14 protein-coding genes and 1 pseudogene are annotated in these 12,737 nt (G+C 75.0%); 9 read left to right on the top strand and 6 right to left on the bottom strand.

Annotated elements, in window-relative coordinates:
* The first annotated feature begins 25 nt into the window (after positions 1-25).
* Positions 26-250 carry a hypothetical protein gene (locus FB455_RS27970; protein ID WP_013286169.1) on the top strand — a complete coding sequence of 75 codons (225 nt, stop codon included), beginning with the start codon at positions 26-28 and terminating at the stop codon, positions 248-250.
* A gap of 35 nt (positions 251-285) precedes the next feature.
* Positions 286-1,356, top strand: a complete 1,071-nt coding sequence (locus tag FB455_RS27965; protein ID WP_013286170.1) for a PIN domain-containing protein — start codon at positions 286-288, stop codon at positions 1,354-1,356.
* 513 nt (positions 1,357-1,869) lie between these two features.
* On the opposite strand, the gene FB455_RS27960 is transcribed toward FB455_RS27965, so the two are convergent.
* The gene (locus FB455_RS27960; RefSeq protein ID WP_186466450.1) at positions 1,870-3,210 is read right to left on the bottom strand and encodes a hypothetical protein; all 1,341 of its coding nucleotides are present in this window, start codon (positions 3,208-3,210) and stop codon (positions 1,870-1,872) included.
* A gap of 90 nt (positions 3,211-3,300) precedes the next feature.
* Here FB455_RS27960 and FB455_RS27955 point away from each other — a divergent pair, with 90 nt between their 5' ends.
* Both FB455_RS27955 and FB455_RS27950 read left to right on the top strand, forming a co-directional pair.
* Positions 3,301-3,774 (top strand): molybdenum cofactor biosysynthesis protein, encoded by a 474-nt coding sequence (locus FB455_RS27955; protein WP_145755345.1) that lies wholly within the window; start codon positions 3,301-3,303, stop codon positions 3,772-3,774.
* Between the two features lie 148 nt (positions 3,775-3,922).
* Positions 3,923-4,486 carry a sigma-70 family RNA polymerase sigma factor gene (locus tag FB455_RS27950; protein WP_013286173.1) on the top strand — a complete coding sequence of 188 codons (564 nt, stop codon included), beginning with the start codon at positions 3,923-3,925 and terminating at the stop codon, positions 4,484-4,486.
* 125 nt (positions 4,487-4,611) lie between these two features.
* Here FB455_RS27950 and FB455_RS27945 read toward each other — a convergent pair whose 3' ends face one another.
* Positions 4,612-5,346 carry a zf-HC2 domain-containing protein gene (locus tag FB455_RS27945; RefSeq protein WP_013286174.1) on the bottom strand — a complete coding sequence of 245 codons (735 nt, stop codon included), beginning with the start codon at positions 5,344-5,346 and terminating at the stop codon, positions 4,612-4,614.
* A 137-nt stretch (positions 5,347-5,483) separates the two neighbouring features.
* Here FB455_RS27945 and FB455_RS27940 point away from each other — a divergent pair, with 137 nt between their 5' ends.
* From FB455_RS27940 to FB455_RS27930, 3 genes are read left to right on the top strand one after another with little or no spacing between them, the layout of a single operon-like run.
* Positions 5,484-6,686 (top strand): D-arabinono-1,4-lactone oxidase, encoded by a 1,203-nt coding sequence (locus tag FB455_RS27940; protein WP_030272456.1) that lies wholly within the window; start codon positions 5,484-5,486, stop codon positions 6,684-6,686.
* Positions 6,683-7,060, top strand: a complete 378-nt coding sequence (locus FB455_RS27935; protein WP_013286176.1) for a sensory rhodopsin transducer — start codon at positions 6,683-6,685, stop codon at positions 7,058-7,060. The genes FB455_RS27940 and FB455_RS27935 overlap by 4 nt, the downstream gene beginning before the upstream one ends.
* Positions 7,061-7,093: 33 nt before the next feature.
* Positions 7,094-8,194: an FUSC family protein gene (locus FB455_RS27930; RefSeq protein ID WP_030272454.1), complete on the top strand. Its 1,101-nt coding sequence runs from the start codon at positions 7,094-7,096 to the stop codon at positions 8,192-8,194.
* Positions 8,195-8,203: 9 nt separating this feature from the next.
* On the opposite strand, the pseudogene FB455_RS27925 reads toward FB455_RS27930, so the two are convergent.
* Positions 8,204-8,449, bottom strand: a pseudogene (locus tag FB455_RS27925) (AMP-binding enzyme); the annotation flags it as partial.
* A 52-nt stretch (positions 8,450-8,501) separates the two neighbouring features.
* Here FB455_RS27925 and FB455_RS27920 point away from each other — a divergent pair.
* Entirely contained in the window at positions 8,502-9,629 is a 1,128-nt protein-coding gene (locus FB455_RS27920; RefSeq protein ID WP_145755343.1) for a CoA transferase, read from the top strand.
* A 15-nt stretch (positions 9,630-9,644) separates the two neighbouring features.
* On the opposite strand, the gene FB455_RS27915 is transcribed toward FB455_RS27920, so the two are convergent.
* Positions 9,645-10,061 (bottom strand): ASCH domain-containing protein, encoded by a 417-nt coding sequence (locus FB455_RS27915; protein ID WP_013286179.1) that lies wholly within the window; start codon positions 10,059-10,061, stop codon positions 9,645-9,647.
* Positions 10,062-10,078: 17 nt separating this feature from the next.
* A complete protein-coding gene (locus tag FB455_RS27910) occupies positions 10,079-11,098 on the bottom strand; it encodes an aldo/keto reductase (protein ID WP_145755342.1) in 1,020 nt (339 codons plus the stop codon).
* A gap of 149 nt (positions 11,099-11,247) precedes the next feature.
* Between FB455_RS27910 and FB455_RS27905 the strand changes: the two genes are divergently transcribed.
* Positions 11,248-11,823, top strand: a complete 576-nt coding sequence (locus FB455_RS27905) for a TetR/AcrR family transcriptional regulator (protein ID WP_013286181.1) — start codon at positions 11,248-11,250, stop codon at positions 11,821-11,823.
* 8 nt (positions 11,824-11,831) lie between these two features.
* Here the strand turns inward: FB455_RS27905 and FB455_RS27900 are convergent, their stop codons facing one another.
* On the bottom strand, positions 11,832-12,710 hold the full coding sequence (locus tag FB455_RS27900; RefSeq protein WP_145755341.1) for an alpha/beta hydrolase family protein: 879 nt from the start codon (positions 12,708-12,710) through the stop codon (positions 11,832-11,834).
* Positions 12,711-12,737 lie beyond the last annotated feature (27 nt).

Genomic DNA, 12,737 nt, shown 5'->3' with positions numbered 1-12,737 from the left:
CGGAACCGGAGGAAGGCGGGCCAGCGTGAGCGCAGACGACGCGCAGCGGTCGGCGCGACGGCGTAACCGGCTGCTGCTGGCGGGCCTGCTCGCCGTCGTCGGGCTGATCCTGCTGCTGCTCGGCCTCACCGTCGCCACCGGCACGGTCGCGGGCGTCGAGGTGGTACTCGCGCTGTTGCTGCTGGTGACCAGCTACGCGATCCAGCGGGTGGCCCGCCGCGAGACCGTCTACCGCGACGAGCGGCGCTGACCGGTCCGGCGTTCCGGCCGGGCTAGGCTGCCACCGTGGATCACGAAGATCGCATCGCGCTGTTCCTCGACTACGAGAACCTCGCCTTGGGCGTACGGGACCATCACGGCGGCCGCCCGTTCGACTTCCGGCCGATCGCCGACGCGCTCGCCGAGCGGGGACGCGTGGTGGTACGCCGGGCGTACGCGGACTGGTCGTACTTCGACGAGGACCGGCGCATGCTCACCCGTTCACACGTCGAGCTGATCGAGATCCCGCAGCGGATGGGCGCCTCGCGCAAGAACGCCGCCGACATCAAGATGGCGGTGGACGCGGTCGAGCTGGCGTTCGAGCGCGGCTACATCTCCACGTTCGTGATCTGCACCGGGGACAGCGACTTCACCCCGCTCGTGCACAAGCTGCGCGAACTCAACAAGCGGGTGATCGGCGTCGGGGTGGAGAAGTCCACCTCCGCGCTGCTGCCGCCGGCCTGCGACGAGTTCCTCTACTACGACCGCCTCGAAGGCGTGGACGTACCGCCACCGGCCGCCCGCCGCTCGCGCCCGGCCCGGCCCTCACCGGCTGAGCCGGCGCCCGAGCCCGTGGTGGTGACCGCGGCCGAGGAGGAGTCGGCGCGGGACGTCGACACGCTCGCCGTGCAGCTCGTGCAGACAGTGGCCGGCATGCAGGGCAGCTCCAGCGGCGACGTGACCGCCTCCGCGCTCAAGCGCGCCCTGCTCCGCAAGGATCCCACGTTCAGCGAGTCCGACTACGGCTTCCGGACCTTCGGGGAACTGCTGCGCCACCTCGCGGCGCACAACGTGGTGGAGCTGGCCGCCGGGCCCGCCAAGGGCGACCCGGAGGTGTCACTTCCCGAGCAGGGCGACCGGGAGGTCGCGTTCGGGCTGCTCCGCTCCGTGGTGGTGGACCTCGCCGCGGACGGCGGAGCGGTGGCGCTGTCCGGGCTGAAGGACCAGCTCCGGCGCGCCCGGCCCGACTTCAGCGAGAAGAAGCTCGGCTACCGCAGCTTCCTCCAGTTCTGCAAGGCCGCCGCGACGGGCGGGGCGGTGGAGTTGCGCTGGAGCCCGGACGACGGCGACTACCTCCTCACTCCCCAGACCCCCTGACCCACTCCGCCCCGCCCCGCCCCGCCCCTCGCCCCCGCCTTTGCCTCCGCGATCTTGCACTTGCTGACCTTCGAAAGCGGGATGAATCGCCTATCCCGAGGGCAGCAAGTGCAAGATCGCGGGGCTCGGGGACTCGGGGACTCAAGGGCACGGTGGCTCAGGGGCTCGGGGTATCCCGAGGGGATGGGATCGGGCGGCGAGGGGATGCGGCGTGGCTGCGGGAAGGGCTGCGCCGGCGGGACGCGGCGCTGACCGATCTTCCCCGCCTGGGACACCCAGCTTGATCCACGCCAGCTCGCCGAGGTGGCGGGGTCCGAGCCGGCCGGATGCCGCCACCTCGGCGTAATGGTGTCGATCAAGCGGTCGCCACGGGTGCGATCAAGCAGTCGCCGCGGCAACCGCCCGGGCACAGCCGACCAGCAGCCCGGGCGCGGCCACCTCGTTCGCCGTCCTCGACCGGTACGCCGAGGGCGGCGGCACCTTCATCCCCGGCTGGCACTCGGCTCCGCGGGGTCAGGAGAGGGCCGCGTCCACCTGGGCTGTCGCGCCGAGCCTTACGGCCAGGCCGAGCCTTACGGCCAGGCCGAGCCTTACGGCCAGGCCGAGCCTTACGGCCAGGCCGAGCCTTACGGCCAGGCCGAGCCGTCGGCCCACCTGGCCCACCAGGTCCAGCAGGGCCGCCTCGGATGAGGCGGTCGGGCTCGGGTCGCCGGTGGGACCGGGCTCTCCGGTCGGATCCGGGTCGCTCGTCGGGCTCGCGGTCGGCACCGGAGTCACCTGGTCGGCGGGAGGGCTGGGCGGCTCGACGGGCGGCGACGGGCGGTCGCCGACCCGTGCCGGCGGCGACCCGGCGACGGGCGGTGCGGTGGTGAGGACCCGCGCCCCGGACGCTGCGGTCGCGTTCGGGAGGCGCTTCGGTGGCGGCGCGGGCCGGGTCGGCCGGACCACCGGCGACGACGGGTCGACCGGAGTCGCCACGGGCGGCACCCCGGGCGGCACCCCGGGCGCGGGCGGTGCGGCCGTGGCGGCGGGCGCGGTCGCCTGTCCGTGCGCCGGATCGGTCTGCCCGGCTGTCGCCGTCCAGGTGCCGGCGGAGGTGACGCCCAGCAGCACGGCCGCCGCCGCGACGCCCGCCGCAGCCAGCCGCTGGGGGAGTGCCCGGTCGGCCGGGGCGTCCCACGGGCCGAGCGGCCGGGGAGGCCGGGGCCGGGCAGCCCGGTGGGCGGACCGCAGCGCCTCGACGTCCTCGACGACCGCCTGCCGTGTGCCGGTGGCACCGGCGTGGGCGAGGGTGAGGTAGAACCTGGCGTTCGCCGCGCCCGGGGCCGGTACGCGCAGGCCCGCCGGGGCGCCGCCGTCGGCGTCGTGCAGCAGGGTGACCGGACGGTCCGGGTGGTGCCCGAGGCCGCGCACGTCCCGCAGCGGCCAGTCCCGCCGGGCGTTCTGCCCGGCGAAGGCCACCCGCCGGTCGGTCACCACGGCGGTGCCGCTGTCCACCACGCGCAGCCCCGCCGGCAGCGGGCCGTGGGACGGGTCGAGACAACCGGCGAGCGTGCGGCCCGGCACCGGCAGCCCGGGCAGGTGCCGGGCCGTCGCCTCGACCAGGTCGACTGTGGGCAGGATGCGGTAGACGACCTCGCCGTCGTCCAGCGGTACCGGCAGCGCGGTGCCGGGTAGTGGGCAGCCGTGGAAGCCCGCCGCCTCCATCGACAGCCGGTCGAGGTGGTCGGCGCGGCGGCGCCAGGTCCGGGCCGCCGTCTCGTACGCCTGGCGCCGGCGCTCGTTCTCGCGCCGTGCCCAGGCCAGTCGCCGCTGCGGATGAGCCCCGATCGCGTCGGGTCGCCTCGCCGTCACACCTGGTACAACGCCCTGCGGAGGGCGCGGATACGTGAGCGCGGCTATCGTCCGTTTTGGCGGTGGTATGCCCCCGATTAGACTTCGCGCATGCCGCGGATCGTCCAGTTGCTGGCCTCACCCGTGCACCGGTACGTGGGCCGCCCGGCGGACGGACCCGCCCCCGCGCCACCGGGCGAGCTGGTGGACCGGGTGGAGCTACGCGCCGGGCTCGGCATCGTCGGTGACCGCTACTTCGGCCGTCCCGCGCACCGTCAGGCGAGCGTCACGCTGATCGCGCGGGAGTCGCTGCCGCCCGACGCGGACCTCACCCAGCTGCGGCGCAACGTGCTCACCGAGGGCATCCCGGTGGACGATCTGGTCGGGCGCGTGCTCACGCTCGACTCCGGCGACGGCCCGGTCCGGCTGCGGGTGCACCGGGCCGCCCCGCCCTGCGCCTGGCTCGACGTGGTGGTCGCCCCCGGCACGTGGAAGGCGATGCGCCGCCGCGGCGGCGTCCGGTGCTCGCCGCTCACCGACGGCGTCCTGCGGGTCGGGCCGGTCACCGTCTCCGTTGACGACTGACAGCGAGGGAACTTTCCTGACCCGCCGGCCGACCAACCGGGGGTGACCGGACTCCGGCGCCGGCAGGAGGGACGCCACTGATGAACCGAGCGGGGCGCGCATCCGTACCGTCCGGCATGAGCATGCCGGACCGGCGGGCCGGCCGCGGATGAGCCCGGACGACGACGAGCAGGTGACCGGGTGGGCACGACGCGCCGCCCGGGGTGACCAGCTGGCCGCTGCCGCGTTCGTCAGGGCCCTCCAGGCGCCGGTGTGGCGTTTCCTCGCCCACCTGGCCGGGCCCGCCGAGGCCGACGACCTGGCCCAGGAGACCTTCCTGCGCGCGCTGCGCAGCCTGCCCGGCTTCGCGGGCCGGTCGTCGGCGCGTACCTGGATCTTCACGATCGCCCGCCGGGTCGCGGTGGACCACGTGCGGGCGGCGACCGCCCGGCCCCGGGTCGCGGCGCTGCCGGACTGGCAGGCCGCCGCTGAGGCGGCCGGCGCGGTGACCGGCGGCGGGGAGGACGGGGTGGTGCTGCGCGGTCTCATCGCCACGCTGGCGCCGGACCGGCGGGAGGCGTTCGTGGCCACCCAGGTGCTCGGCCTGTCCTACGCGGAGGCGGCCGAGGTGTGCGGATGCCCGGTGGGCACCATCCGCTCCCGCGTGGCCCGCGCCCGGGAGGACCTGGTCGCCGCCTGGTCCGGCGACGCCCGCGACCGCCGGGCGCGCTGACACCACGACCGCCGAGAGCGCTGAGACACGACCGCCGAGGCCTGCGGGGACCGCGACCGGCCGGGGCCCGACCGCGACCGAGGGCCGCAGGGACGCCGCGAGCCGGAGATTCGCGCCGCGGGCCGTCAGGCGGCGCGCCGGTCGCGGGCCTGTGCGGGGTACGGGCCGGGCGGCACCAGCCGCAGCGCCGGCGCGGCCGGTTCCTCGGTCGGCAGCGCCCACCGGGATCCGTCCGGCCGGCGCTGACCGGGCGGGGTGTCGCCGGGGCGCCGGCCGAGGCGGGACAGCACCAGCATCACGGCCCAGCCGACCAGCAGGAAACCGTGGCTGACCAGCCGGGTCATCGCCACCTGCCCGGTGATCAGGTCGTTCACCGACAGCAGCACGAGCGTGGCGACGAACGCGCTGAGCATCGGCAGCAGGCCGGACGGGGCGGACCGGCGCGCGGCCACGTAGAGGAACCCGGCGCCGACCGCGACGTTCCACGCCGCCGACTCGTGCCACAGGTGCTGGCCGGAGGTGTGCGCGTGGGTGACGACCGCCTCCCGGCCGATCTGGGCCAGGCCGAGTACGAGCTGCACCGCGCCGAGCAGCCCGAGCGCCCCGCGCAGCCCGAGCGTGATCCGGTGGCGGCGGCTGGGCCGGGGCGGGGGAGCGGCGGCCAGGACCGCGTCGACCAGGTCGGGCACCCGCGGGGCGAGCTGCGTACGGGCCCGCCGGGTCACCGACGCGGCCGAGTCGAACCAGCCGCGGCAGCCGGCGCAGCCGGTCAGGTGCGCCTCGGCCGCCTCGATCTCCGACTCGGACGCCTCACCGTCCAGCTGTGCCGACAGGATCTCCCGCCACTGCTCACACACCATGTAGGGATAGTCGTCGGGAGCGCCGCGCTGGTTCCCGGCGGGGTGCGGGTCACGCCGGGCCGCCCGGCGGCGGCGGTCACGGCGCGGCGGCGACTACCCCGGGCGGGCACGGGTAAGCCGGCCGGGGAGGGGCCGCTGTGACACGCGAATTCGTGAACTGGTCCGGCAGTCTCCGCTTCACGCCGGGGGACCGGGCCGAGCCGGCCGACGAGGCCGAGGTGTGCGACCTGGTGCGCCGTGCCCGGGCCACCGGCGCCACCATCCGTCCGGTCGGTTCGGGGCACTCGTCCAGCCCGCTGGTGCGTACCGACGGGATCCTGCTCGGCCTGGACCGGCTGTCCGGCGTGATCTCCGACGACGGGCGGCTCGCGACCGCGTGGGCCGGCACCAAGCTCCGGGCGCTCGGCGAGGGGCTCTACGACGCCGGGCTGGCCATGGACAACCTGGGTGACGTCGACTACCAGTCGATCGCCGGGGCGACCGCCACCGGCACCCACGGCACCGGCATCGGCTTCGGGAACCTGAGCACCCAGGTCACCGGCGTACGCCTGGTCACCGGCACCGGCGACGTGCTGGACGTGGACGCGCGCCGCAACCCGGACCTGCTGCCCGCCGTCCGTCTCTCCCTCGGCGCGCTGGGCGTGATCACCCGGATCACGCTCGACGTGCAGCCGACCTATCAGCTGCACCGCCGTTCCTGGTGCACGCACCTCGACTGGACCCTGGACCACCTCGCCGAGCTCCAGCACACCAACCGCAACATGGACTTCTACTGGTACCCGCGCAGCGACCGGACGCAGATCCGGGTGATCAACCGCATCGACACGGACGCCGCGCCGGACCGGGCGGACGTCCGGTTGCCGGACGGCGAGCCCCGGCAGAGCCAGGTCGGGCCGACCCACCGCACCATTCCCCGGGACCGGGAGCTGCGCTTCGAGGAGATCGAGTACATGCTGCCGTCGGAGGCGTTCCCGGCGTGCTTCGCCGAGGTACGCCGCCGGGTGCGCGACCGGCACCGCCGGGTGGCCGCCTGGCGGGTGCTGGTGCGCACCATCGCCGCGGACGACATCTGGCTCAGCAACGCCTACGGCCGGCCCACCACCACGATCGCCTGCCTGCAGAACACCTCACTGCCGTACGAGGAGTACTTCCGGGACGTGGAGGCGGTGTTCCGGCACTACGGCGGGCGCCCGCACTGGGGCAAGAAGCACTGGCTCGGCGCGGGGGAACTGCGTCCCCTCTTTCCCCGCTGGGACGACTTCCAGGCGGTGCGCCGCCGGCTCGACCCGGACGGGGTGTTCCTCACGCCGGACCTGGCCCGGCTGCTGGAGGAGCAGTGAGCGCGCCCGTCGGCGCCCGGGTCTGGGTGGTGCCCGGCGGGCACGTGCCGTTCCCCGCGCACGGCCCGGAACCGGCGTTCACCGCCTTCGACCAGCTCTGCGTGCTCAACGCAGGTGACCGGGACGCCGCTGTGGAACTGGACTTCTACTACCAGGACACCGAGCCGGTGGGGCCGTACCGGCTGCTGGTCGGCGCCCGCCGCATCCGGCACGTACGGGTCAACGACCTGATCGATCCGGAGGCCGTGCGGCTGGACCGCCCGTACGGCTGCGTGCTGCGCTCCCCGGTTCCCGTGGTGGTGCAGTTCCTGCGCCAGGACACCCGGCTGCCCGGTGTGGTGGCGCTGACCGGCACGATGGCGTACCCCGGATGAGATTCGAGCGGTCGGCCGCGGGTACCCCGGTACATGCGGGCTGTCGTCGACCGGGTGCGTGATGCGGGCCGGACCGGTCACCGGAGGCTGCGGACGTACTTCCTCGTGGCGGTCCAGGCCGGCCTGGCCGCCGCGCTGGCCTGGACGGTCGCCCGGGAGGTGCTCGGTAACCCGGACCCGACGTTCGCGCCGGCCGCGGCGGTGAGCGTCATCGCCGCCTCGCTCGGCAACCGCACCCGGCGGACCGTGGAGCTGGTGGCCGGTGTCGTGCTCGGCATCGTCCTCGGTGACCTGCTGGTGGGTCTCCTGGGCACCGGGCCGTGGCAGACCGGCGTGATCGTGTTCCTGGCGGTCACCGCGGCGGTGCTCGTCCGCGGCACCGGCGCGCTCGTCACCCAGGCCGGCGGCACGGCGGTCCTGGTCGCCACGCTGACCCCGGTGTCGCCCGACCTGGAGCTGCCCCGGACCGTCAACGCGCTCGTCGGCGGTGTGGTCGGCCTGCTCGTGGTGCTGGTGATCGCGCCGTTGAACCCGCTGCGCGCGGTCCGCCGCGTCGCCGACCCGGCGCTCGACAGGTTCGCGTGCCAGATGACCGCGTCGGCGGAGGCGCTGGCGCGGGCCGACGTGCGCGCGGCCGACGAGGTGCTGGCCCGGATGCGCGCCGCCGAGGCGGAGCTGGACCAGATCGACGAGATGGTCACCGCCGCCGACGAGGTGGTGCGGTTCTCCCCGGTGCGCTGGCGGCGACGGCGGGCCCTGGCCGCGTACCGGCACGGCGCCGAGCACCTGGACCGGGCGTTCCGCAACAGCCGCGGCATGGTCCGCCGGATCGGCACCACGTTGCGGGACCGGGAGCCGGTGCCGCCGCAGCTACCAGCCGCGCTCGAGCACTTCAGCGAGGCGATCCGGCTGCTGCACCGGGAGTTCCTGGCCGCCGAGGAGCCGGTCGCCGCCCGGGAGCGGGTGCTGCGCGCGGTGCGCGACGCGGGCGAGGCGTGCCGGCAGGACATCGGCTTCTCCGGCACCATCGTGGTCTCGCAGTTGCGGACCGTCGCCAACGACCTGCTGCGCGCCACGGGCGTGCCGCCGGACGAAGCCCGCCGGCTCGTCCGCCGGGCGGCCGCGGCCCGCTGAGGCGGCCGGTCACACCTCGGTCAGCCGGGACTTCTGCACCTTGCCCATCGCGTTGCGGGGCAGCGCGCCGACCAGCCGTACCTGCCGGGGGCGTTTGTGCGCGGACAGGTGCCGCGCCACGAAGTCGATCAGCTCCGTCTCGGCCACTCCGTCGCCCACCACGTACGCGGTCACCTGCTGGCCAGGTCGGGGTGGGGCGTGCCGACCACCGCGGCCACCCGGGTGGGCCAGGAGGGCGTCCTCGGCCACCCCTGCCGGGCGTGCCGTCGGGTATGTGTCATCGTGGTCGGCGGCGAGGGAGGGTGGCATGTCGGGTCCGTTGCGCGGGGTGCTGGTCGCCGACTTCTCCCGGATCCTCGCCGGGCCGTACGCGACCATGCTCCTGGCCGACCTCGGCGCCGACGTGGTCAAGGTGGAGGCGCCCGGCGGGGACGACACCCGCGGCTGGCGGCCCCCGGTGCGCGACGACGTCTCCACCTACTACCTGGCGGTCAACCGCAACAAGCGGTCGCTGGTGCTCGACCTGACCGATCCCGGCGACCTGACGCTGGCCCACCGGTTGGCCGACCGGGCCGACGTGCTGATCCAGAACTTCCGCCCGGGCGCGCTGCGCCGCTTCGGCCTCGACCACGGCACGGTCACCGCCCGCAACGCCCGCCTGGTGTACGCCTCGATCAGCGGCTTCGGCGACGCCGGGGGCGCCGATCTGCCGGGGTACGACCTCATGGTGCAGGCCGCCGCCGGGCTGATGAGCCTCACCGGGGACGCGGACGGCCCGCCCTACAAGGCCGGGGTGGCGGTGTTCGACGTGATCGCCGGACTGCACGCGGCGGTCGGGATCCTGGCCGCGCTGCGGCACCGGGAGGAGACCGGTCGTGGGCAGCACGTCACCGTGGACCTGCTCTCCTCGGCACTGTCCGGGCTGGTCAACCACACCAGCGCGTACGTCGCGGGTGCGGCGGCGCCGCACCGGATGGGCAACGCGCACCCGAGCATCGTGCCGTACGAGCCGCTGCCCACCGCCGACGGCGAGCTGGTGGTGATCGCCGGGAACGACGGCCAGTTCCGTACCCTCTGCGGGGTGCTCGGCGTGCCGGAGCTGGCCGGCGACGCGCGGTTCCGCGGCAACGCCGACCGGGTCGCGCACCGCGACGAGCTGCGGCCGCTGCTGGTGGTGGCGCTGTCCCGGCGCGGCAGCGCGGACTGGTTCGCCGAGCTGCGTGCCGCGGGCGTGCCGTGCAGCCCGATCAACTCGGTGGCCGAGGGGGTGGCGCTGGCTCAAGGGCTCGGCCTGGATCCGGTGGTGACGACCGGCGGGGTGCCGGGGATCCGGAATCCGATCGGCCTGTCCGGGGCGCCACCTCGCTACGACCTGCCGCCGCCGGAGCTGGACGAGCACGGCGCCGAGCTGCGCGCCTGGCTCGCCGCGGAGTGACCAGCCCGGCCGCCGTCAGAGCGTCTCGACCAGCCGGAAGCGTTCCAGCACGGCCGGGGTGTCGTCGTCCACTGTGAAGCCGGGGTCGCCGAGCCAGCCGCGGTAGTCGTCGCCGTGCCAGAACCGTTCGTGGCCGGCGCGCCAGGCGGCGACCGTCTCGAACCCCTCGCCCTCGTCCCGGGCGTGGTCGAGGTCGACGTCGCCGAGGCGGGCGACGCGGACCTCGACCAGCTCGATCACCGCCACCGGCCGGCCGTCGGAGTCGATCACCGCCGAGCGGGTGCCGACGGCCGGTAGCGGCTCACCGTCGATCTCGTAGTCCTGGAGCAGGCCGGTGGTGGTGGTCTTGCTCCCGTCGAGCACCGCGGCGACGAGCTGGTCGCGCAGCGGGCCGGGGAAGGCGAACTCGAAGGTGGGCAGCTCGGCGTCCATGCGCGGCAGCGTAGCGGTCAGCGGCGGCGCAGCGCGGGGTCGAGCAGCGCGGGCGGGGTGTCGTGCTTCTCCTCCGGGGCCAGGTCGACGCCGGGGGCGACGATCGCGTCGATCGCGTCGAGGACGTCGGCGGTGAGCACGGTGTCGGCGGCGGCGAGCTGGCTGTGCAGGTGTTCCGGCGTGCGCGGACCGATGATCGCGCTGGTCACGGCGGGGTGCGCGGTGACGAAGCCGAGTGCGAGCTGGATCAGCGTGAGTCCTGCTTCGTCGGCGACACCGGCCAGCCGTTCCACCGCGTCGAGCCGGGCCTGGTTGGCCGGGACCGTGGGGTCGAAGCGCTGCGGCATGAACGTGGACCGGTGGGTGGTGATCTCGCGGCCGGCCCGGATCGCCCCGGAGAGCCAGCCCGAGGCGAGCGGGCTCCAGACCAGGACGCCGAGCCCGTAGTGCTGTGTTACCGGCAGGACGTGTGCCTCGATGCCGCGTTGCAGGATCGAGTAGCTGGGCTGCTCGGTGACGTACCGGCCGAGGTGGTGCTCGCGGGCCGCCCACTGCGCCTCGACCAGCCGGTGGGCCGGGTAGGTGGAGGTGCCGAAGTACCGGATCTTGCCGGCCTGCCGCAGGTCGGTCAGCGCCGACAGCGTCTCCTCGTCGCTGGTGGCCGGATCCCAGCGGTGGATCTGGTAGAGGTCCACGTGGTCGACGCCGAGCCGGCGCAGGCTGTCCTCCAGGGCGGTGACCAGCCAGCGCCGGGAGCCGCCCCGGCGGTTGCGCTCCTCGCCCATGGGCAGGGCGGCCTTCGTCGCCAGCACCACGTCGTCGCGGCGGCCGGCGATCGCCCGGCCGACCATCTCCTCGGAGATCCCGTTGCCGTAGGCGTCGGCGGTGTCGATCAGGTTGATCCCGGCGTCGAGTGCGGCCCCGACGAGCGCGGTGGCCTCGTCCTGGGTGGTGCGCCCGATCGGGCCGAGGTTCATGGCGCCCAGCGCGAGCGTGCTGACCTGTACGCCGGTGCGGCCCAGGGTGCGGTACTGCATGGGGTGTCCCTCCGGTGGCCGCGACGGGCGCGGCCTGACTCGGTGATCTCTCGTCCCGCCTGGCATGATGGCCATGCGGAACATTGCTCCGGTAACGATACGGAACGCTGTTCCGTTTGACAACCGCAGTCCAGGAGAGGACGCCGAACGTGACCGACACCACCGGGCCGGGCCGACGCCGGGCCGACGCGCGGCGCAACCAGCGCTCGCTGCTCGACGCCGCCGCCGCGGTGTTCGTCGCCTCCGGCGTCGAGGCCCCGGTACGCGACATCGCCGCCGCCGCAGGCGTCGGCGTGGGTACGGTCTACCGGCACTTCCCGACCCGCGCCGACCTCGTGGTCGCGGTCTACCGGCACCAGGTCGAGGCGTGCGCCGAAGCCGGCCCGGTCTGCCTGGCGCAGGCGCCCACCCCGTACGCCGCGCTGACCCGGTGGATCGACCAGTTCGTCGACCTGCTGGTCACCAAGCACGGGCTCGCCGCCGCGCTGCGCGCGGACAGCGGACAGTTCGACGCGCTGCACGGCTACTTCGTCGACCGGCTGGTACCGGTCTGCGCCGCTCTGCTGGACGCCGCGGCCGAGGCCGGCGAGATCCGCCGGGACGTCGACGCCTACCAGCTGCTTCGCGGCGTCGGGAACCTCTGCATCGGCGCGGACAGCGATCCCCGCTACGACGCGCGCCGGCTGGTCGGCCTGCTGCTCGCCGGGCTGCGGTACCGGGACTGACCGCCTGCTCAGCCCGCGGGCGGCAGCCGCCGGTCGAGCCAGTCCAGCAGCACCCGCTCGTACTGCGGGCTGACGCTGTCCAGATCCTCGCCCTCGCCGAGCGTAGGGGCGTGGTCGCAGCCGGCCAGCCGGGCCACCGTCAGTTCGGCGTCGCGCGCCGCCCGCCGCCACACCGCGAGGCTGTCCTCGATCGGGATCCACGCGTCGGTCTCGCCGTAGCAGAGCAGCACCGGGCAGGTCAGCCGCGCCAGCACCGGCGCCGGGTCGTAGTCCATGTCGGTCCAGGTGCCGGGCGTCGCGGGCAGTTCGTTCGGCAGGAACGCCAGCGGGAACCACCGGCGGCGGGCCGCCGCATCGATCGCCGCCTGTGCCTCCGCGCGCGGCACGTCGCCGCGCTGGAATCCCTCGGCGACGCGGCGCAGCTCGGCCAGCTCGGCGAGGTCGGCCGGGCCGTAGCCGTTGCGGCGGAGCTGCTCGGCGGTGCCGTGGCGCATCTGGACCGCGGGGCTCACCGCGCTGCACCCGACCAGCACCAGGAAGTCGACCGGGTGCCGGGCGGCGGTCAGGGCCGCCGCCCACGCGCCCTGGCTGAAACCCCACAGCCCGACCGGCGCCGACCCGACGTGCCGGCGCAGCTCCGCCACGGCCGCCGACGCGTCCTCGGCCTGGTCGGCCAGCGGCACGTCGTGCCCGTCGACCCGGGGGCGGCGGTCGTAGCGCAGCACCGCGATCCCGGCCGGAGGCAGCAGCCGGGCCAGGTGCGCGTAGAGGAAGTAGGAGTGCTGCTCGGCGTGCGAGCCGTGCAGCACCACCAGGCCGCCGCGTACCGGCCCGGCCGGCAGGTCGAGGACCGCTGGCAGGCCCGCCGTGCCGACTGTCGTCTCCATGCCGGGCAGTGAACCACGAACCGTCCC

It is taken from the genome of Micromonospora sp. CNZ296 (assembly GCF_007827635.1).
This window is presented reverse-complemented; position numbering and strand designations above follow the sequence as displayed.

Excerpts from the sequence above, each read along its gene's own strand:
- FB455_RS27955 (WP_145755345.1), top strand. The coding sequence starts at position 3,301 with ATGCCGCGGATCGTCCAGTTGCTGGCCTCACCCGTGCACCGGTACGTG.
- FB455_RS27950 (WP_013286173.1), top strand. The coding sequence starts at position 3,923 with ATGAGCCCGGACGACGACGAGCAGGTGACCGGGTGGGCACGACGCGCC.
- FB455_RS27945 (WP_013286174.1), bottom strand. The coding sequence starts at position 5,346 with ATGGTGTGTGAGCAGTGGCGGGAGATCCTGTCGGCACAGCTGGACGGT.
- FB455_RS27930 (WP_030272454.1), top strand. The coding sequence starts at position 7,094 with ATGCGGGCTGTCGTCGACCGGGTGCGTGATGCGGGCCGGACCGGTCAC.
- FB455_RS27920 (WP_145755343.1), top strand. The coding sequence starts at position 8,502 with ATGTCGGGTCCGTTGCGCGGGGTGCTGGTCGCCGACTTCTCCCGGATC.
- FB455_RS27915 (WP_013286179.1), bottom strand. The coding sequence starts at position 10,061 with ATGGACGCCGAGCTGCCCACCTTCGAGTTCGCCTTCCCCGGCCCGCTG.
- FB455_RS27910 (WP_145755342.1), bottom strand. The coding sequence starts at position 11,098 with ATGCAGTACCGCACCCTGGGCCGCACCGGCGTACAGGTCAGCACGCTC.
- FB455_RS27900 (WP_145755341.1), bottom strand. The coding sequence starts at position 12,710 with ATGGAGACGACAGTCGGCACGGCGGGCCTGCCAGCGGTCCTCGACCTG.